Source organism: Frateuria sp. sgz306004, assembly GCF_057750885.1.
Genome location: NZ_JBYLFE010000003.1, coordinates 283796 through 304180 on the forward strand (window position 1 = coordinate 283796; position 20385 = coordinate 304180).

General features: G+C 65.0%; 17 protein-coding genes. 6 read left to right on the forward strand and 11 right to left on the reverse strand.

Annotated elements, in window-relative coordinates; all coding sequences use genetic code 11:
- Positions 1 to 15 precede the first annotated feature (15 nt).
- Entirely contained in the window at positions 16 to 1506 is a 1491-nt protein-coding gene (locus tag AC3G2C_RS07515; protein WP_488384010.1) for a leucyl aminopeptidase, read from the reverse strand.
- A 216-nt stretch (positions 1507 to 1722) separates the two neighbouring features.
- Here AC3G2C_RS07515 and lptF point away from each other — a divergent pair, with 216 nt between their 5' ends.
- Both lptF and lptG read left to right on the forward strand, forming a co-directional pair.
- On the forward strand, positions 1723 to 2820 hold the full coding sequence (lptF, locus tag AC3G2C_RS07520) for an LPS export ABC transporter permease LptF (RefSeq protein ID WP_488384277.1): 1098 nt from the start codon (positions 1723 to 1725) through the stop codon (positions 2818 to 2820).
- Complete coding sequence (gene lptG, locus AC3G2C_RS07525; RefSeq protein WP_488384011.1) at positions 2820 to 3920, forward strand: LPS export ABC transporter permease LptG; 1101 nt, start codon at positions 2820 to 2822, stop codon at positions 3918 to 3920. The genes lptF and lptG overlap by 1 nt, the downstream gene beginning before the upstream one ends.
- A 36-nt stretch (positions 3921 to 3956) precedes the next feature.
- Here the strand turns inward: lptG and AC3G2C_RS07530 are convergent, their stop codons facing one another.
- Complete coding sequence (locus AC3G2C_RS07530; protein ID WP_488384012.1) at positions 3957 to 5714, reverse strand: glucan ABC transporter ATP-binding protein/ permease; 1758 nt, start codon at positions 5712 to 5714, stop codon at positions 3957 to 3959.
- A 142-nt stretch (positions 5715 to 5856) separates the two neighbouring features.
- On the opposite strand from AC3G2C_RS07530, the gene ltaE reads away from it, so the two are divergent.
- A complete protein-coding gene (gene ltaE, locus AC3G2C_RS07535; protein WP_488384013.1) occupies positions 5857 to 6870 on the forward strand; it encodes a low-specificity L-threonine aldolase in 1014 nt (337 codons plus the stop codon).
- Positions 6871 to 7117: 247 nt separating this feature from the next.
- Here the strand turns inward: ltaE and AC3G2C_RS07540 are convergent, their stop codons facing one another.
- The 4 genes from AC3G2C_RS07540 to AC3G2C_RS07555 form a co-directional block, all read right to left on the reverse strand.
- Entirely contained in the window at positions 7118 to 7426 is a 309-nt protein-coding gene (locus AC3G2C_RS07540) for a putative quinol monooxygenase (RefSeq protein WP_488384014.1), read from the reverse strand.
- A gap of 37 nt (positions 7427 to 7463) precedes the next feature.
- Entirely contained in the window at positions 7464 to 8276 is an 813-nt protein-coding gene (locus tag AC3G2C_RS07545; protein ID WP_488384015.1) for a helix-turn-helix domain-containing protein, read from the reverse strand.
- Between the two features lie 10 nt (positions 8277 to 8286).
- Entirely contained in the window at positions 8287 to 9540 is a 1254-nt protein-coding gene (locus AC3G2C_RS07550) for a polyhydroxyalkanoate depolymerase (protein ID WP_488384016.1), read from the reverse strand.
- A gap of 134 nt (positions 9541 to 9674) precedes the next feature.
- Entirely contained in the window at positions 9675 to 10184 is a 510-nt protein-coding gene (locus tag AC3G2C_RS07555) for an RDD family protein (protein ID WP_488384017.1), read from the reverse strand.
- A gap of 636 nt (positions 10185 to 10820) precedes the next feature.
- On the opposite strand from AC3G2C_RS07555, the gene AC3G2C_RS07560 reads away from it, so the two are divergent.
- Positions 10821 to 11294: a hypothetical protein gene (locus tag AC3G2C_RS07560; RefSeq protein ID WP_488384018.1), complete on the forward strand. Its 474-nt coding sequence runs from the start codon at positions 10821 to 10823 to the stop codon at positions 11292 to 11294.
- A 13-nt stretch (positions 11295 to 11307) separates the two neighbouring features.
- On the opposite strand, the gene AC3G2C_RS07565 is transcribed toward AC3G2C_RS07560, so the two are convergent.
- On the reverse strand, positions 11308 to 11772 hold the full coding sequence (locus AC3G2C_RS07565) for a hypothetical protein (protein ID WP_488384019.1): 465 nt from the start codon (positions 11770 to 11772) through the stop codon (positions 11308 to 11310).
- Positions 11773 to 11994: 222 nt separating this feature from the next.
- Between AC3G2C_RS07565 and xerD the strand changes: the two genes are divergently transcribed.
- Entirely contained in the window at positions 11995 to 12906 is a 912-nt protein-coding gene (gene xerD / locus AC3G2C_RS07570) for a site-specific tyrosine recombinase XerD (protein ID WP_488384020.1), read from the forward strand.
- Positions 12907 to 13018: 112 nt separating this feature from the next.
- The gene (locus AC3G2C_RS07575) at positions 13019 to 13780 is read left to right on the forward strand and encodes a disulfide isomerase DsbC N-terminal domain-containing protein (RefSeq protein ID WP_488384021.1); all 762 of its coding nucleotides are present in this window, start codon (positions 13019 to 13021) and stop codon (positions 13778 to 13780) included.
- A gap of 57 nt (positions 13781 to 13837) precedes the next feature.
- Here the strand turns inward: AC3G2C_RS07575 and AC3G2C_RS07580 are convergent, their stop codons facing one another.
- From AC3G2C_RS07580 to AC3G2C_RS07595, 4 genes are all read right to left on the reverse strand, one after another.
- Positions 13838 to 15247 carry a sigma-54-dependent transcriptional regulator gene (locus AC3G2C_RS07580; protein WP_488384022.1) on the reverse strand — a complete coding sequence of 470 codons (1410 nt, stop codon included), beginning with the start codon at positions 15245 to 15247 and terminating at the stop codon, positions 13838 to 13840.
- Between the two features lie 78 nt (positions 15248 to 15325).
- The gene (locus AC3G2C_RS07585; RefSeq protein WP_488384023.1) at positions 15326 to 16381 is read right to left on the reverse strand and encodes an alpha/beta hydrolase; all 1056 of its coding nucleotides are present in this window, start codon (positions 16379 to 16381) and stop codon (positions 15326 to 15328) included.
- Positions 16378 to 18087 (reverse strand): trehalase family glycosidase, encoded by a 1710-nt coding sequence (locus AC3G2C_RS07590; protein WP_488384024.1) that lies wholly within the window; start codon positions 18085 to 18087, stop codon positions 16378 to 16380. The genes AC3G2C_RS07585 and AC3G2C_RS07590 overlap by 4 nt, the downstream gene beginning before the upstream one ends.
- 9 nt (positions 18088 to 18096) lie before the next feature.
- Entirely contained in the window at positions 18097 to 20382 is a 2286-nt protein-coding gene (locus AC3G2C_RS07595; RefSeq protein WP_488384025.1) for a glycoside hydrolase family 65 protein, read from the reverse strand.
- Positions 20383 to 20385 lie beyond the last annotated feature (3 nt).

Consider the following 20385-nt stretch of genomic DNA (forward strand, 5'->3'; position numbering starts at 1 on the left):
ACGACGCTCGATCCCTTAGTGGGCCGAGCGATCGATCAGCCACTGCACCAGCAGCGGCACGGGGCGGCCGGTGGCCAGGCCCTTACGGCCTTCGTCCCACGCGGTGCCGGCGATATCCAGGTGCGCCCAGCGCTGGCCTTCGGTGAAGCGTGCGAGGAAGCAGCCGGCCGTGATGGCGCCAGCGTTCTTGCCGCCGATGTTGGCGACATCGGCGAAGCCCGATTCCAGCTGCACCTGGTAGTCGTCCCACAGTGGCAGGCGCCATGCGCGATCCAGCGTGGTTTCGCCAGCGGCGACCAGCTCGGCGGCGAGGTCGTCATGCTTGCTCATCAGGCCGCTGGCGTGCTTGCCCAGCGCGATCACGCAAGCGCCGGTGAGCGTGGCGGCGTCGATCAGCACCTTTGGCTGGAAGGTCTGCGCGGTGTAGGTGAGTGCATCGCACAGAATCAGGCGGCCTTCGGCATCGGTGTTGAGCACTTCGATGGTTAGGCCGGAGAGGCTGGTGAGCACGTCGCTCGGGCGGTAGCTGTCGCCATCGGGCATGTTTTCCACGGCCGGCACCACGCACACCAGGTTCACCGGCAGGCCCAGCTTGACCGTGGCGACGAAGCTGCCGAGCACGCCGGCGGCGCCGCCCATGTCGAACTTCATCTCTTCCATGCCCGGGCCGGGCTTGAGGCTGATGCCGCCGGTGTCGAAGGTGATGCCCTTGCCGACGAAGGCATACGGCTTGTCACCCTCGTTGCCGCCCTTGTATTCGAGTACCACCAGCTTGGGCTTGTTCGACGAGCCGCGGCCCACGGCCAGAAGCGAGCCGAAGCCCAGTTCACCCATCTTCTCGTGGTCGAGCACGTTGCAGCTCACCTTGCTATGCGCAGCGGCGAACAGCTCGGCTTGCTGGGCGATGTAGGCGGGGTTGCAGATGTTCGGCGGCAGGTTGGCCAGCTCGCGTGCAAAGCGCACGCCTTCGGCGATGGCGGCGGCCTGTGCAAGGCCGGCCTGGGCCTCGTCGCCAGCGGCGAAGGCAATGGCGGTCAGCTCCGGCTGGGCGGCCTTTTCGCGCGGCTTGAAGGTGGCGGTGTAGCGGTAGGCGGCGTGGTCGGCGGCCAGGGCCGCGGTGCGTACGCGCCAGGCGGCGTCATGGCCCGGCACGTCCACTTCGGTGAGGTAGGAGACGGCGCTGTCGATCGGCAGGCGACCCAGGGCGCGGGCGGCTTCGCCATTCACCTTTTGGTAGCGTGCACCATCGAAGCCCTTCTGCGTTCCCAGTCCCATGACCAACACGCGCTTGGCTGCGATGCCCTCGGGGGCAAACAGCACGGCGCTGCTGCCAGCCTTGCCGGTGATGTCCCCGCTCTCGACCTGGCGCTTGATGGCGCCGTTCGCGGCGGTGTCCACGCGGGCGGCGGCGCTGGTGAATACGCCGTTCTCATAAACGCCGACCACCACGCAGGGGGTCTGGACGGTTTCGGGAGCGGCGGAGCCAAGGCTGAACTGGAGAGTCATGAAGATGTCCTGCGGAAAGGTCCGGTACGGCCCGGACAGGCTAGACTTGGGGTTTGCCGGTCCTGGAAAGGGGCGGCACGGAGCCCTTCATCTTATCGCATGTCGAGAATCTGTCCCCATGAGCCGGATGAGAGCACGTACACTAGGCGGTCTTTTCCCGCGCCGGACGGGTTCCGGGCAGGCGGGCCATTGCGTGCGTGAGGGCCGGTTCTGAGCATCCTCGATCGATATTTCCTGCGTGAGCTGGCGCAAACCATTGCCGCCACGGCCATCGTGCTGCTGGCCATCATGGCCGGCACCTCGTTCGCGCATGTGTTGCAGCAAGTGGCCAACGGCAGTTTTCCGGCCAGCGTGATGTTCCAGGTGCTGGGCCTGAACATGCTGGACGGCCTCACCACCTTGCTCCCGCTGTCGGCCTTCCTCGGCGTGTTGCTGGGCCTGGGCCGTATGTATCGCGAAAGCGAGATGCACGTGCTGGCCTCTTCGGGCATGGGCGCGGCGGGCTTGCTGCGGCCTATGGCCATCCTTGGCGCGAGCGTGGCGATCCTGGTCGGCCTGGTGTCGATGTGGCTGGGCCCGTGGGCGGCGCGCACGTCCGACCAGCTGGTGGCCGAGGCCAACCGCTCGGTCATTGCCGCCGGCCTGGACGCCGGCCGCTTCACCGAGCTGCCGGGCAAGGGAGGGATCATCTTCGTGGATGCGCTGAGCCGCGACGGCAGCACGCTCGGCAACACGTTCATTGCCACCGAGCGCACCGGCAAGGACAACGTGCCGCATATCAAGCTCGTGACCGGCAAGCATGGCCAGCTGTATCAGGAAACCGATGGCAATGGCCGCTTCCTGGCCTTGTGGAACGGCTTTCAGTACGACGTTCCGCTGGGCGCGGACAACTGGCGCAAGATGCAATACGAGCGCAACGACGCCTCGCTGACCAGTATTCAGTCGGATGACGACAGCGAAGATCCGGCGCACTCGCTCACCACCCTGGCATTGCTGCGCGTGGACAACCCCGATGCGCGCGCGGAATTCGCCTGGCGCACCATCGCACCGGCCATGTCGCTGGTGCTGTTGGCGCTGGCCTTGCCGCTGTCGCGTCAGAGTCCGCGTGAGCCGCGTTTTGGCCGCCTGTTGCTCGCGGTGCTCACCTTCTACCTGTACTACCTGCTGCTGGCGCTGTGCCGTGGCCAGATCATCAAGGGGCACTGGCACCATTCGGCGCCCATGTGGGGAGTGACGCTGATCGTGTTCGGCATTGCCGCCTGGATGTTCCGTAGCCAATACACCGAGCGCAAGCCGCGCAAGGCGGGTGCCTGATGGCTACCTTGCGCATTCGTCGCGTCGACTGGCTGGTCGGCACCACGGTGCTGGCCTCCATGCTCATGGTGTGGCTGGTGATCACCGGCCTCGATGCCGTGGTGCAGTTCCTGCGCCAGCTCGGCAACGTGGGCAAGAACGGCTACACGGTGACCAGCGCCATCGTGTACGTGCTGGTCACCTTCCCGCGCCGCCTGTATGAAATGTTCGGCAACGCCGCGCTCATCGGCGGTCTGCTGGGCCTGGGTGGTCTGGCGGCCACCAACGAGATCACGGCGCTGCGCGCGTGCGGCCTGTCCAAGCTGCGCATTGCCGCCTCGGCGGTGGGCGTGGTGGCCATCCTCATCGTGGGTGTGGTGATCCTCGGCGAAACCGCGGCTCCGTGGGGCGACCAGAAGGCCCAGGCGATGCAGCTGCGCCTGAAGTCCAACAACGTGGGCCTGGGCGGTGCATCGGGCCTGTGGGCGCGCGATGGCGAACGCATCATCAACGCCAAGGGTTGGACCGCCTTGCGCACCGGCACGCACAGCACCGTGCAGTTGCACGACGTGCGCGTGTTCACGCTCACGCCCGACGGTCAGGTGGCCCGCTTTGACTGGGCCAAGACCGCCGAGCACGACGGCCGCCAGTGGGTAATGGACCAGGTGCGCTCCACCACGCTGGACGACAAGGGCACGCATACCACCACCGCCGCGAGCCAGCGTTGGGATTCCAAGCTCAATCCGCAGGTGCTGGAGCAGTCGGTGATCCAGCCGCAGTACCTGCCCATGCGCGACCTGCGCCGTAACATTAACTATCTCGAACAGAACGGGCAGAACCCGGGTGTGTACGCCACCGCGTTCTGGGCGCGCGCGCTTTATCCGCTCAATGTGCTGGTGCTCGTGCTCTGCGCCATGCCGTTCTCCTTCGGCACGCTGCGTTCGGGCGGCCTGGGCAAGCGCATGTTCATCGGCATGCTGCTGGCCATCGGTTGGTACTTCCTGCAGAAGGCGATGGTGAACTTCGGTACCGTCTATGGCGTGCCGCCGTTGATGGCCAACCTGTTGCCGGCGGTGATCCTGGCGATTGCCGCCTGGCTGTACTTCCGCAAGCACGGTTAGTGTTTGGACAGGGGCGCCGAAGGCGCCCCTGTTTTTTCATGCCTCGCTGTCGTCGCTTTCGGCGTCGGCCACGAACTGACCATCTTCAGCCAAGCGTGCGAACAACCCGCCCTGGCGCACCAGTTCATCGAAACGCCCTTGCTCGACAAGGCGACCCTGATCCAGCACCAGGATCAGGTCGGCGTTACGTACGGTGGACAGGCGATGGGCGATCACGAACGTGGTGCGCCCCTGGGTGAGTCGGTCCAGTGCACGCTGGATGCGTGCTTCGGTAGCGTTGTCCAGCGCGCTGGTGGCTTCGTCAAGAATGAGGATCGGCGCATCCTTGAGCATGGCGCGCGCAATGGCCAAGCGCTGGCGCTCGCCGCCGGAGAGCGAGCGACCGCGTTCGGCCACCATGGTGGCGAGGCCTTCCGGTTTGCGCGCGATAAAGGTGGCCGCCTCGGCGGCGGCCACGGCCTGCTCGATATCATCCAGATTCGCGTCGGGCTTGCCCACGCGCAAGTTATCTAGGATGGAGCGGTAGAACATGCCCGGCTCCTGAAACACCACGCCAATGTTCTGGCGTAGCGATTCCAGCGTGACATCGCGCACGTCGTGGCCGTCGATGGTCACGCGTCCCGCGCTGGGATCGTAGGCGCGATAGAGCAGGCTGAGCGCCGTGCTCTTGCCGGCGCCGGTGGGCCCCACCAGCGCTATCGTGCTGCCGGGTGTCGCGCGAAAGCTCAGGTCGTGCAGCGCCGGTTGCACCGGGTCGTAGCCAAAGCTCACCCGGTCGAACACCACCTCGCCCTGCACGCGGGAAAGCACCAGCGCGCCGGGGCGGTCTTCGATCTCCGGTCGCCGATCCAGCACGGCGAAGAAGTCACGCAACGACTGCGACTGGAAGAACATGCTCGAAATGAACGTGGCGAATTGCTCCAGGCGCCCGATTAGCAGCATGGAGAAGCCCACGAAGCTCACGATGCCACCCACGCTGATTTCGCCGCGCCCGTGCAGCGACGCGCCCAACGCGAAGATCGCCACGATGGTGAGCGTGCTGGCGGCGCGATTGAGCACCGAGAGAATGGCCCAGCCGCGCAACACGGGATATTGCGCGTCCAGTACGCGCCCCATCATGTCGCGCAGCGCACGTGATTCCGCCGCCAGGCGCGTAAAGCTCTGCACCACGGTGACATTGCCGAACACGTCGCCGGCGCGTGTGGCGATCTCGTGGTGCAGTTCTTCCACCTCGCCCTGTGCCTTGTGCGTGCGCTGCACAGCGACGGCGTTGAATATCGAAAAGCACAGCAGCAAGCCGATCATCAGCAAGGCCAGCTTCCAGTTCAGCCACAGCGCGACCGGCACCATCACCAGGATGGAGAGCAAGGTCGCCAGGTGCTCGCGGAAAAAGCTCAGCCACAGGCCGAACAGGTTGCTCACGCCGTTGTTCATGATGCGGCCGAGCCGCCCGGTGTGGTACTCGCCGTGGAAAGCCTGGGGAAGGGCGGCGGCGTGTTCGAAAAACAACGCGATGGCGGCCAGTCGGCGCCGATGCGCCAGCCGATCCGCATGCAGCGATACCCACACGTTGGCCACCACGCCGAAGAATCCGACGGCCGCCCATAGCCCTATATAGCGCGGGGCGTGGCCCTCGCCCTGGGCGGTGAGCGCATCGACCACCTTGCCGAACAGCATCGGTTCCAGAAAGAACACGCCCGCCAGGGCCAGGTTGGCCAGCGCCAGCGTGATGGCCAGGCGCCGCTCCGGTGCGAGCAGCCCGATGACGCGCAGATACAGGCGCAGGAACGACATGCCGCGAGCCCCCGTGACCCTTGGCCGTCCAGGCGGCCACCCGGTTCACAGGCTAGCCGATGGCGGCGACGCCGTCAGCGGCTTGCGGGGCGCTCGTGGAGCAAGCAAGCTGCATGCTTGCCCTTCTCCCCCGAGTATCCCCGTGGACACCATCGACCTGCGCAGTGACACCGTGACCCGCCCCACGCCCGCCATGCGTGCCGCCATGCTCGATGCGCCGGTGGGCGATGACGTGTATGGCGAAGACCCCAGCGTCAACGCGTTCCAGCAACGGTTGGCCGATGAGCTGGGCTTCGAGGCGGGCTTGTTCGTACCTACCGGCACGCAGTCCAACCTGCTGGCCTTGATGGCGCATTGCGAGCGCGGCGACGAGTATCTGGTAGGCGCCGACGCGCATACCTACAAGTTCGAAGGCGGTGGCGCGGCGGTGCTCGGCTCGATCCAGCCGCAACCGATTCCGCACGATGCCGATGGCACGCTGCCGCTCGACAAGCTGGCGGCGGCGATCAAGCCGGTGGACCCGCACTTCGCGCGCACGCGCCTGCTGGCGCTGGAGAACACTTGGCACGGTCGGGTGCTGCCCGTGGACTACCTGCGCGCCGCGCAAGGTTTCGCGCGCGATCGTGGGCTGGGGTTCCATCTGGACGGTGCACGCCTGTTCAACGCCGCGGTGGCGAGCAAGGTGCCGGCGCGCGAGATCGCCGGCTTGTTCGATAGCGTCTCGGTGTGTTTCTCCAAAGGCCTGGGCGCGCCGGTGGGTTCGGTGCTGGTGGGCTCGGCCGCCTTGATCGACAAGGCCCGCCGCTGGCGCAAGGTGGCCGGTGGCGGCTGGCGCCAGGCCGGCATGCTGGCGGCTGCCGCGCAGTACGCGCTGGAGCATCACGTGGCGCGCCTGGCGGATGACCATGCACGCGCCGTTGCGCTGGCCGCGGGCCTCGGTGAAATTCCGGGCGTAAACCTGCTGGGCCACTTCACCAACATGGTGTTCATCGACGTGCCGGCCGAACGCCTGCGGGATCTGGACACCCATCTGCGCGCGGCCGGCGTACGCATCAGCATCGGTTATCTACCCACGCTGCGCTTGGTGACGCACCTGGACGTGGATGATGCCGGTGTCGCGCGGGTGATCGAGGCGTTCCGCCGCTTCTTTGCCTGAGCGCCAGGGACGCGATGTTTTTGATCGTCATCCCAGCGAATGCTGGGATCCAGCGTCTGTAAATGCTGGAACGTAAAGAGACTGGATGAGCAGCCCTTCGGCTGTTGAAAGACACCTCCTGCTCTTATCCACGTTCTGGGGGTGCAGGAATGACGAACAACATGTCGCTCAATCCGACGTTCCCTAGGTCACGACCGGCGCGCAACGCTGCGGGCCGGCCCGCGTCACGCGCCGATCGTGGACATGCTCAGGCTTCCACCGTGCGCGTCAGCGCGTAGAGTTCGGCATAGCCGTCGAGCGCGGGCGGTGCCTGCAGCAACGCGTCGAAGCGCGCGATCAGGGCCCGCACATAAGGCGAGGCCATGTGTGTCTGCCATGCCTCGCGGTCACGGTAGTGCTCACTCACCTGGAAACGCGTGGGATCGTCCAGGTGCTGGCGCACGCTGTAGGCCACGGCGCCGGATTCGCGTTCGGTCAGTGCGGCCACATGCAGCAAGCCTTCACGCAAGGCGGCCGCAGTGTGAGGGTGGGCATGCAGGTTGGCGACGAAAATCATGGGGCGTACTCCGTGGTGGGGAGTGCGCAGCTTGGCTTCATGCCGGCCAGGGTGCATTGTAGAAATGCGCATGGCTGCGACCGGCCGCGCGCCATGCGCCCGGCGTAAAGCCAGTGAGTTCGCGACATTCCCGCACCTGTTGCGCCTGGTCGTAGTAGCCCGCATCGAGCAAGCGGGTGAGCGGTGCGTCATGCTGGTCCAGCAGCAGCGCACGCAATGAGCGGCGCAGGCGTGCCAGGCGCCGAAAACGCGCAGGCGCCACGCCGGTGGCACGAAGAAAGCGGTATTCCAGCTGCCGCCGCCCAAGGCCGACCTGGCCGGCGAGGGCTTCGATGCGAAGGGCCGACGATTGCAGCAGGGTGATCGCTTGTTCGACACGCGGATCGAGCAAGGCAGGGCGCAGCCGCGACAGGAAGAACGCATCCAGTGCGGTGGCCTGCGCATCCATGCATGTCAGCTCGGCCAGCTGCGCATGCAGTGTTTCGACGGCGGTGCCCCAGAGCGATGACGCATCATGGGGATGATCGATCAAGTCCGTGGCCGCCACTGGCAGCAAGGGTTCGAACGCGCCGGCGCGAAAGCGCACCGCGACGAAATCCAGCGCACCATTGGCGTGCAGCTTCCACGGCTGTCCGCGCACGCTTGCGATATGCGCGGTGGGCAGGGCGGCGCCAAAATCCAGATGCTTGAACGGTGCGGCCCGATGGAAGAACAGCTCCATGCCACCAGGGCCCGGCATGATCGGCAGCAAGGGCATGGCATCGTCGCATGCGTGCCAACGCCAGTAGCGATCGATATGGCGGCGAAGTGCCGGCGCGGGACGGCGGTACTCGACCTGCACGTCCCTCATGGAGGCCGCTTCAGGCTTCGCGGCGATCGAAGCGACGGATGAACTCGCGTACCTGCGGGTACACCGTTTCGCGCCAGCGGCGACCGCTGAAGATGCCGTAATGGCCCGCGCCTTCCACCACGCGGTGGGCGCGACGCTTGGCCGGGATGCCCTTGCACAGATCATGCGCGGCCTCGGTCTGGCCCAGGCCGGCGATGTCGTCCAGTTCACCTTCCACCGTGAGCAGCGCGGTGGCGGTGATCGCCTCCGGGCGCACACGCTGACCGGCCACATCCCACAGGCCGCGCGGCAGCAGAAACTGCTGGAACACGGTGGCGATGGTGTCCAGGTAGTACTCCGCCGGCATGTCGAGCACCGCGTTGTATTCGTCGTAGAACTTGCGATGCGCTTCGGCGTCGTCCTCGTCGCCGCGCAGCAGGTTCTCGTAGAAATCCCAGTGCGAGTTCAGGTGACGGCCCGGGTTCATGGCGATGAAGCCCGCATGCTGCAGGAAGCCCGGGTAAACCTCGCGACCGCTGCCGGGGTAGTTCGGCGGCACTGTGTGGATCACATTGCCCTTGAACCAGCTCAACGGTTGCGTGATGGCCAGGTTGTTGACGCCGGTGGGGTTGCTGCGCGGCTCGATCGGGCCGCCCATCATGGTCATGCTGAGCGGCGTGGGCTCGCCGCGCGCGGCCAAGAGCGACACCGCCGCCAGCACCGGCACGGTAGGTTGGCACACGGAGATTACGTGCAGCTTGTCCGCACCGATGAAGCGGATGAATTCCTCGATATACGCCACGTAGTCATCGAGATGGAACGGGCCGGCGCTGGTCGGCACCATGCGCGCATCCACCCAATCGGTGATGTACACCTTGTGGTCGTGCAGCAGGGTGCGCACGGTGTCGCGCAGCAACGTGGCGTGGTGGCCGGAGAGCGGCGCCACCACCAGCACGACCGGGTCGCTCTTGAGCTTTTCGATGGTGTCCGGGTCATCGCTGAAGCGCTTGAAGCGCTTGAGCTGGCAGAACGGCTTGTCCAGCACCACGCGCTCGATCACGGCGATTTCCTGGCCGTGCGCGGTGACCTGCGGCAGATTGAACGCGGGCTTTTCGTATTCCTTGCCCAAACGGTGCAGCAGCTCGTAGCCAGCAGCCAAGCGCGGCGCACCGGGCAGGTGCGAGAGCGGGCTGGTGAGGTCGCTGAACATCTTGGCGCTGGCTTCGGCGTAATGGCTGAGCGGGCCAAGGAAGGCGCGCTGCCATTCGTGGATCTGATAAAGCATGCGGCGGAACCGGACACATCGAGAAGGCGCCATCTTACCCGAACTGGCCGGGGCGTGCTGCGCTGCCGCAATGGCCCAGGGCATTTTGAATCAGTTGCTTAGGTGGAGTGGTCTGGTCCGCTAGTGGTCTGCTTTCAGGGCTGCCAGTGCAGCTCGGTGCCGGCGACGCGGTCGTGCAGGGCGCGCCGGCGTGGATCCAGCGCAGCCACGCCAAACCACACGATCCAGGCCACCCCCACCGCCCACAGCGCGCCACGGGCACCCAGCCAGGGAGCCAGCGCCAACAAGACCAGTGGAGCGGCGGCCACGACCAGTCGCACGATAGCCTGCGACGCCGACAATGGGCCGCCCTCGCTTCGGGTCAGGCGAATACGCCAGGGACGCATGCCCAGCGTCTGTCCGCCACGCAACCAGGAGGTGAGGAAGTACGCCGACACCACCACACCTTGCAGAGGCTGGTACCACCAGGCGATGTGCGCGTGACCATCATCGGTGACCACCGTGCCGCCCGTGAGTCGCTGGCACAGGTAGCCCACCACCATCACGATCGCCAGCACCGCCAGCAGGTCGTAAAGCAGGGCGGCAAGGCGGCGCCACAGCGGGCAGGCCGGTGAAGCGGGCAAGGCGTGCGACGTCGTCACCATCAAGTTCCCCTTAAGGCTTGCACGCGAGGAGGCCGGCGGCGAGCATCGCGTCCATGCAGGATGAAACCCCAAGTATCACCGAAGCAGACCGCCGCAGCATCGATGTCAGGAAGTTGTCCTATCGGGGTACTCATTCCCGCGAACGTGGTGATCGGGTCTGGCGATCTGGCCACCAGGTACGGCCAGCGCCATGGGAAGCGTCAACGTGGGGCGCAGACTGCACTGCAAACCTTTCACACACGAGATGGCGTGACCCTTGGCTCGCAGGGCGCGGGATCGCGTGATGACCCGTCCTTGGGCCGTCAAGAAGCAATGCGTGTTCTTGCGGAAGGTTGAGCAGCGCAGTGTCTTATCGGGCTTTCTTTGGTCGATGTTCAATGGGCAGGTTTCCTCATCGACAAAAGCACTGACGTGCATGATGCAAATGCGTTGAGCTCGCCCAGGGCGCGCGCTTGCAAACGGTGCATCGGCGCGTGCAAAGAGAACCCCTACGCCAAGCGCATTACTCCGCTTACGAACTTGGATCGTGGCAGTTTTTAATGGGCGCGATGTTGCGACCGTGTTCACTGATCTGGTGACGTAGTCGCAGACGATTGGATAGCGCCATGTGGGCGCCCAAGGAAGAGGATGTCTCCAATGAGCGTTCGACTAGCTGCTCTGGCTGTAGTCATCACATTCGCCATCTGGGTCGATGCATGCGTGGCTCAGGCGACCAAGCCACTCTTGAGCGATGGCCGTGTGGCGACCATCGAGCCAAGCAATGGCAACGACAGCACTGCTGCGCCCTTGACCACGGGAGGGGCTTGCACGACGTATTCGAACGGCAGTCAGGTGACAGGGACGCTGGTGGCGCAAGACGCCATCATCTTGGCGTCTTGGAACACGTTGTGTACGAGCGTCGTCGCTGTTTCGATGTCCAGCGTCTTTGGCAGGTATCAGGTCCAGATCTGGCAACAGGGCAGTTGGAGTGCCATTTTTGACAGCGATGCTCAGGGCGCATCGGCTTATCTTCCTAACCTACCGCCTGGGTCATACCGGATCGTGGGTTACAACCCGCAAATGACGGCAAGCTCCAAGTACACACTGACCTACAATCGACCGCTCTCCTGAGGCGATGGTGCCGTCAAGCCGTCACGTCAATGCCGATGCTCGGTGTGATGGCACGGATGAAATCCGATAGTTTGCTCGTGGTTCTCTCTACCTCGAGATAACTCGCCGTTGCATGGTTGAAGAACGAAAACGACTTCAAGGGTTGTAGTGAAGCCTGCTTGTTTTGAAATATCTGCAGCGCATTGATGGGGGTGTCTCCGTCAACCTGTTGAACAATCATCATGGCTGCGGAAATTCCTGATATCTGCCCTTCGAAGTAAAGGGTGCTCGCTAACCTGGCCAGGTCGCGCGGCTTGATCTGGGTCAGGTCGACTCCCTTCAATGCGTCCTTGACCGTGTCGGAGGCCGATGCCAGTGCATCGTTCGTCGAACTGTTTTCGATAGGATTGTCAACGTAGCCGTTGTAGTTCGACCAACGCTGTTGCAACGCAGCGCCGTTCGACTGGGGAGCTGGCGTTCTCTGTGGGGTGATTTGCACGGCCATTCTCCTTGCCACGACGCGCGCAGGCGCGTGCCTGGATATCCCGCAGGATCAAGTGATCCCTACCATCAGGCTATCGACGTCGTAATTTCTTGCTTTAGGCTCCGAATGTCCGTCGGCGGCTGTAAGTCATTGACCGGTATTATGTAGGTGCATCCGCGAGCCGTTGTTTCGCGCCAGGGGTTGAAAGTGCCCGGCCAGCGCGGCGAGCATCGCCCCATGCACGATGAAATCCCCAAAATCACCGAAGCCGACCGCCGCAGCATCGACGCCTTTGTCGAGCGTGTGTGGTCCGAGGATGGATTGTCCGACCGCACCCTGGATGCGTACCGGCGTGACCTGGAGGGCTTGGCGCGCTGGTTGGCCGCTTGCGGGTTGAGCCTGCGCGCGGCGCAGCGTGAGCATCTTTCCGCTTACCACGGCTGCCAGCCGGTGGCGGTGCGGTCGCTGGCGCGGCGGCAGTCGGCGTTTCGGCGCTACTACGCGTTCGTGGCGCGAGACGAGCCGGGTTTTGACGATCCGACCTTGCTGATCGAGCGCCCCAAGACGCCGCGCAGCCTGCCGAAGGCGCTGGCAGAGCGCGAGATCGAGGGCTTGCTCGATGCGCCGGACGTCACCAGCACCTTGGGTCTGCGCGACCGTGCGATGTTGGAGTTGATGTATGCCTCGGGCTTGCGTGTATCCGAATTGGTGGAGTTGCCCATGGCGTCGCTTAACTTGCGCCAGGGCGTGGTGCGGGTGACCGGCAAGGGCGGCAAGGATCGTCTGGTGCCGATCGGCGAGGTGGCGGCCGAGCGCATCGAGGCTTACCTGGCGCAGGCGCGGCCCGTGCTCGCCAAGGGGCGCCAGCCGGCGGCGTTGTTCCTCAGCAATCGCGGCGAAGGCATGACCCGGCAGATGTTCTGGACGCTGGTGAAGCGCTACGCGGCAGGGGTGGGCATCGTGTCCAAGCGGATTTCGCCGCATGTGCTGCGGCACTCCTTCGCCACGCATTTGCTCAATCACGGCGCCGACCTTCGTGCCCTGCAGATGCTGCTGGGCCACAGCGCGCTCAGCACTACCCAGATCTACACCCTGGTGGCCAAGGAAGGGCTCAAGCGCCTGCACGCGCAGCACCATCCGCGCGGGTGATCGGCCTGCATGGTTCCGCCGCATGTCCGGCGGAACCGTTCAGTCGGCTGTGCGAGAATCGAGGCTCCTGTGCGCTTTCTTCCCCGGAGAGCGCGTTTCCAAGAGGTTTCCGATGTCCAAGAAATGGTTGCTGGCGCTGGGCTTCAGCGTGTTCGCCCTCAACGCCTGTGCCGCGCCGGACGACGCCGCCACCGGGCCGGAGAGTGTGGTGCGCAAGGCGGTGCAGTCGTTGGCGCCCAAGGTCAGTGTCGATTCCATTCGCCCCGCGCCGATGCCCGGTTACTACCAGGTGATCGCATCGGGCCAGCTCGTGTATGTGAGTGCCGATGGCAAGTACATGATGAATGGCGATTTGATCGACGTGGCGAACAAGCGCAACGTCAACGACGAGGCATGGGCCGATTTCCGCAAGGTGGAGCTGGCCAAGCTGCCCGAGTCGGACCGCATCGTGTTTGCGCCGCCCAATCCGCGCTATCGCGTGACCGTCTTCACCGATGTCACCTGCGGCTATTGCCGTGCGCTGCATGAGCACGTGGCGGACTTCAACAAAGCGGGCATTGCCCTGGAGTACGTGGCCTGGCCGCGCGAGGGCGTGACCAGCCCCGCGGGTCGCACGACCGATACGTACAACGAGATGGTGTCGGTGTGGTGCGCGGCCGATCGCAAGGCGGCGTTTACCTTGGCCAAGAAGGGCAAGACGCCCAAGTCCGCCAGTTGCGCCAACCCGGTGAAGCAGGAGTTCGAGCTGGGCGTGAAACTGGGCGTGAACGGTACGCCCGCCATCATCGCCGAGGACGGCACCATGCTCGGTGGCTACATGACGCCCGAGCAATTGCTGGACCTGCTGCAAAAGAACAAGAAAAAGGGCGGCTGATCCAGCCACCCTGGGTGTTCAACGAAAAGGCCGGACTCACGTCCGGCCTTTTTTTTATCAGTCGATGCCGAGTTTCTTGAGCTTGTAGCGCAACGCGCGGAAGGTGATGCCGAGCTTTTTGGCCGCCGCTGTCTTGTTGTAGCGGGATTCTTCCAGCGCCTTGATGATGGCGGTGCGCTCGAGGTTGCTGATGTAGTCGTCCAAGCCGCCGTCGGCGCTGGGTGGCGCCATGGTCGGCACCGGTGCGGAAGCCGGTGGCATGCCGGGCGTGCCTGCCATGGCCGGGGCGGCTTCGGCGGCGCGTGGCATGCGCTGGGGCAGCATGAGGTCGCTCACGTCGATCTGGTCGCCCTCGCACATGGCCATGGCACGTTCGAGGATGTTCTCCAGTTCGCGCACGTTGCCCGGAAAATCGTAAGACTCCAGTGCTTGCTGCGCGGCTGGCAGCAGCCGCCCGGGGGCACCCCCGCTCTTGGTTGCCAGTTGGCGCAGCACAAAGTTGGCCAGCAGCGGTACATCACCGCGACGCTCGCGCAACGGCGGCACGCGCAACTCGATTACGTTGATGCGATAGAACAAGTCCTGGCGGAACTGGCCTTGTTCGACCAGTGCGGCGAGATTCTTGTGGGTGGCCGAGAGGATGCGTACATCCACCGGTACTTCTTCGCGGGCGCCGATGGGGCGCACGGCCTTTTCCTGGATCGCACGCAGCAGTTTTACCTGCATGTGCAGCGGAAGCTCGGCCACTTCGTCGAGGAACAGCGTGCCGCCATGGGCGGCCTGGAACAGGCCTTCCTTGTCGCCCACCGCGCCAGTGAAGCTGCCCTTGCGGTGGCCAAAGAACTCGCTTTCCATCAGTTCGGAGGGAATGGCGCCGCAGTTCACCGGCACGAACGGGCCGGTAGCACGCGGGCCCTGCTCGTGGATGAGGCGGGCCACGAGTTCCTTGCCCACGCCCGATTCACCGGCGATATATACCGGCGCCTGGTTGCGAGCGAGCTTGGTGATGGTGGAGCGCACCTGCTGCATGGCCGGCGAATCGCCGATCAGGCGCTCCTGGCCGTCCGGCTTGGCGGCACCTTGGCCGCTGCGCTTCTCTTCGGCCAGGCGCAGCGCGGTGCGTACGAGGCGGCGCAGCATCTGGATGTCGACGGGCTTGGACACGAAGTCGAAGGCACCGGCCTTGAGCGCGCCAACGGCCGCGTCGACATTGCCGTAGGCGGTGATCATCGCCACGGGGGTGTCGGGGTGCTCGGCCGCGATCAGCTCGACGATCTCATGGCCGGTTCCGTCGGGAAGGCGCATGTCGGTGAAGCACAAGTCGTAGTGCCGTTCGGCGAGCGCGCGACGTGCCTCGGACACGGTACCCACCGCATCGACCAGCAAATCCATGCGGCCGAGCGTGATGGTAAGGAGTTCGCGGATGTCGCGTTCGTCGTCAATGACCAGAACGGTCTGTTGGCTCATGTCGTCACGATGGGCAAGGGTCTCCGCTAGGATAGCTGCCCGGTCAGCAAGGGGCAAAGTCCGAAAGCACCCGATGGCTCAAGGGTGCCCCAGGTGGCGGTCGAAGAATTTGACGATAACTTCATACGCCGCCTGCGATTCCGGCAGTTCTGGGTCGGAGAAAAACGAATGCCACATGCCCTCCCACACGTGCAATTCGGTGGTCGCCCCGGCCTGGTTTAGCAAGGCGTGGCTGCGCAATACCGAACTCAGGGCCATGTCTCGCGTGCCGCTGATCAGTAGCGTGGGGGGGAATTTGGCCAACAGGCTGGGCGAAAGTCCGGGGAAAACCAGCGGGTCGCTGGTGCTGGCGCCCTTGAAGTAGGGCAATTGCTCCAGCTTTAGCGGCTGCTCGGGTGCCGGCGCACCATTCAACAGCGGAGCAACGTAGGCCGAATCGCCCTCCATGTTCACCAGGGAGCCGCAGAAGGTGCCGATGGCGCCCGGTACGGGCAGCTTGTGCTCGATGAGGCGAGCCACGGCTTCGCCGGTGAGTACGCCGCCGGCGGAGCAGCCATAGATGCCAATGTTGGCGGGTTTGTAGCGCTTGAGCAGCGCGCGGTAGACCGCCTCCACGTCTTCGCTGGCGGCCGGAAATACGTGCTCCGGACCCTGGCGGTAATCCACCGAGATCACCTGGATGCGCCCAAGGTGGGCGATAGGGATGGATTCGACCAGTCCGCCGCTGTGCGCGCCCCACAGGAAGGCGCCGCCATGCAGGTTGATCAGTACGCGCTCGCGGTTGCGCGGTGCGACGCCTTCGGCCGGTTCCACCACATCCACCCCGACGCCGGCGATGGTGTCGTGGTGGGTCTTTACCGGGTAGCGCTTGGCCATGCGGGCGGCGCGGTCGCTATTGAGGCGATCATAGAAGGCGCGGCTCTGCTCGATGGGCGCTGTGATGGGCGGCGCCTTGGCACCGGCATCGAGCATTTGCGGAAAGAAGCGGGCTGCCTCCGGTGATGCAAGCGCGGAGTAAGGCAGTGTGGCGGCGGGTGCGTGAATGGTGCCGTTGGGTTCCACGCCCGACGCGGCGTTCTGAGCCGCGGCAACACCGCCCATGATCAACAGCGCAGAGGCAAGCACGCGGATCATGGCTGGTGCCCCTTGGCGGCGGGTGCCGCCTTGCCCGTTGCGTCCACCAGCGCCTGCATCTTCAGGTAGACGCCATTGGTCCAGCCAAAGCCGACCACGTTCTCGGTATAGCCCGCGCTGACTTTGACGTCGGCGTTGCCCAGTACCATGTTGTATTTCTCGCGGATGGTGCCGTCGTCGGCCAAGCCCTGATCCACGGTGCCCATGAACTTGCGCGCGATGCGTTGTGCGTCATCGTGGAAGCCGTAGGCCTCCAGCCCCGACACGGCCAACCAGTTGGTCGGCGCCCAGCCGAACGGCTCGCCCCACTGCACCCCGGCCGCGCGGTTGTCCATGCTCAGGCCACCCTTGCGCTCGAATAGAGGCAGTGTCTTGCGCACAGCGTCGGCTTGCGCTGGCGACGCCGCGCCTGCCCACAAGGGATAGAAGGTGGTGACGTAGGGGTAGGGCGAGGGTTTGCGGGCCACGGTGTCGTAGTCGCGATACATGCCGTCCTTGGGCTGCCACAGATACTTGTTCATGGCGGCTTTGCGTGCTTCGGCGGCCTTGGCCCAGCGTTCGGCCTCACCAGCGTGGCCCAGCTGCAAGGCGAAGTCGTGCAGGTCGCGTTCGTAGCGGTAGAGCAGGCTGTTGAGGCTCACGTCGGCATAGTGATGGGTGGAGCCGCCGAAGGGGCCGTAGTGCGCGTTCGTATCGAAGCCCGACTCACGCATGGCGCGGTCGCCTCGATAGTAATCCGCGCTCAGGCGATAGCCGTCGAGCCAGGCGCCGGCGCAGACCTTGGAGGCTCGCACGTCGCAGCTTGTGGTCTTCAGTGCAGCGGCCTCAGTGTCGTTGGGGTGTTCGGCGCCCTTGATGAGGTATCCAGGGTCGTCCTTCGGGTGTGCCCGCAGCCAGCGAATCACGCCCACGTAATAGGCGCTGTCGCGCGCTTCCAGCACCGGGCCGTCGCCAAGGTCGAAATAGCGCGCCAAACCGGTGTCGCCCGCACGATGTTCGGGGCGCGTCCAGATGCCGTAGTTGCGCACAGCCAAGGGGTAGGCTTGGGCCAGCCATGCTCGGCGCGCTTCGGCATCGGGGAAGCTGTGCGGATCGTCGAGCACCGCTGTCATCATGGCGGTGAGGAATGGCGGCTGCGAGCGGCTGAGGTAGTAGGTGCGGTTGGCGTTGAGTACGCCGCCGTAGTGCTCTACCTCGAACAGCGCGTTGTCCACCATATCCTTCGCCAGCGCGGTGCGATTGTCGGCCACCAGACCCAGCACGATGAAGTAGCTGTCCCAACCGTACATTTCGTTGAAGAAGCCGCCAGGCACCACATAGGGGTGAGGCAGGTAGAGCAGACCTTGCTGCGCAAGGGTCGTAGCGTCGATATCGCCCAGTCGTTCCACCTTGCGCGGCAAGGGCCGCACCTCGACGCCGCAGCGTTTGCCGATGTCGGCCTGGGCAGCAGGCAGCTGGAAATCCGCGGGCAGGTAAAGCACCGGATGATTGGCGACCTTGCTGTCGCTGAGCGCGGCGCAGTCGTCCATCGAGCGGGTGAGCGTGCTCCACGCGTGATCGATATAAGCGCGGGTTTTGCTCGCATCGGGCGTGGCGGCGTGCGACGCGATCGTCACGCCGCAGGCAAGGGCCAAGGCCAACGCGTGCCACACGAGGCGCTTGGGTTGCGCGGATGAGCGAGAAGGCTTGGAAAGCATGGGGGACATGGCGGCTCCCTAGTTCGTCGGGGAAGGTGCGCGTGGGTCGGCGGGCTGGCGGCGCAATTGCACCTTGCCACCGGCGTCGCGTTCGAGGGTGATATCCAGGCGCTGGCCACGCAGCGAGACGCCGCGCAAGGTCATGGCGCGCCAATGCGGCGGCAACATCGGTGCATAGGCTTCCATCAGACCTTGCTCCTGCAGGCGCAAACCCGTGAAACCATACAGCAGGTTCTGCAGAAAGCCGCCGCTGGCCGTGGTGAAGTAACCCGTGTTGTTACCGGCGGTTTCGGTGCGCACATTGAAGGGCGGCTTGAGCACGTTGGCGTGCAGGTTGCGTTCGAACCAATCGGCGGCGGCGGCCGTGTCACCCGCCGTGGAGGCCGCAATGGACAACGGCGTGAAGCCCATGCTGTTGGGGTCTTTGCTGGAGCCTTCGATAGGCGCGATGGCGTAGGCATAGTTGCGCTGTCGTACGGACGGCGTCATCGGTACATCCAGCGAAGGAAGGCTGAGCATAGGCAAGGAGCTGCCACCCCACGAGTCGATATCGTGCGGCACGGATGCATCGAAATCCAGGTGGTGGCCGTTCTTGGTGTCGAAGGGAATCACCAGGCCAACCGCCACCTTGCGCCATTGCGGGTCGGCGGCTTCGCCCAGCGTTTGCGCGGCTTTCTCGGCGATCTGCAGCGCCTTGCGTGCGGAGAGGTTGGTAAAGGTGTCGTTGGGCACATCGTTGTAATCCTCATCGACCGAGGCGACGTGCTCGATGGCGTATTGGTCGGTACCGGCCACGGGCGTGGCACGGCTGACCCAGAACTCCGCGACGGCGCGAATCACCGGCCAGCCATGCGCGGCCAACCAGGTGCGGTCCTGCGTGGCGAGGTAGTACTGCCATTGCGCGATGGCGATATCGGCATTCACATGGATCTCGCGCTCGTCCAGCAATTGCGCCGAGCGCGGTGTTTGCGAGCTGCCGTTGTCGGCATCGGCCTCCCAGGGATACATCGCGCCGCGCAGGCCGCGCTCGCGGGCGCGTTGTTCGGCGGCGGGCAGACCATGGCTACGGAATGTCACCAGTGACCTGGCGCGCTCCGGGTGCAGGAGCAGCAGGGCGGGAAACACCCAGGTGTCGCTGTCCCAAAACACGTGCCCGGTATAGCCGGGCGTCATGCCGCAGGCGCCGATGGGCCACCGCGTGTCTGGCGTGGCGTTGGTCAGCAAGTAATAGAGATCGGAGTGGACGATCTGTTGGGCCTTGGCATCGCCATCGATCACGATGTCCGAGCGCCACAGTGCATGCCACGCAACGCGATGCGCCTGCAGCAACGTGTCGAAGCCCTGGCGGCGTGCCTCGGTGGCGAGTGCGAGATTCGCCCGTGCATCGCCACCCCAGCCGTCGCGCGAGACGGCGACGGTCTTGGTGAAGGTGTAGTGCTGGCCCTTACGTACCGCTACGCGCAGCTCAAGCGAGAGCTTGTAGTCGCTGCGATGGAGCTTGACCTCGCGCGGGGTGAGTCCGGCAGGCAGGCCGACAGCGACCGCCTGTGCCATACGTGGGCCATGGGCGGCCTGTCCGTCCAACCATAGGGTGAGGTTGCGCGTGTCGCCGTCCGCAGCGGTGACGAGCGTGTCGCCGGCGTACCACACGGGTGCGCGATCCGGCTGGTTGGGCGGCACAGCCTGAAGCTTCATCTGATGGGCGCCCAATGCTTCCATCAATGCCGGGCCGTCGAGCTTGCCCATGGCGAAGCGTGGCTGATGCGGCGCCCATAGGTCGAGTGGAAACGACAACCACACCTCGCCGTCGAAATCGGGTGTCAGCGTCAACCGCGTGGCGGCGAGATGCGGCGACGCCTGGCTCACCAGGCTGGTCAGCTCGATCTGCGTGCTTTTACGCCCATCCACGTAGCGATAGCGCGTGTCCAGCGTGCCTTCGTACATATCCAGCACTTGCCGGTAGTCGCCAAAGCGCGTGGGAGACAGATCGACCTGGTTGAGCCAGAACTGCCCGGCGTGCGAGGGGCCGGTGCTGTAGTCGATCGCGCTCCAGCCCGGCACAGCCGCAGGGCGAGATACGTCGCCGGGTGTGTAGTCCATAAGGCCGGCGACGAAGCCCGGGTTGCCCTCGGTACCGCGCGGGCCGGTGTAGGTGGAGACAAAGCCATTACCGAGCTGGCCCGGAAAGTAGCTGGCCCAGTCCGCTGCGGTGGCGGTGAGTTGGAAGCTGGCATCACCCGCATGCGCCAGCGCCATGCAAAGACCGGAAAATAGAACGGCAAGGCAGCGGCGAGGCAGACGCATGAC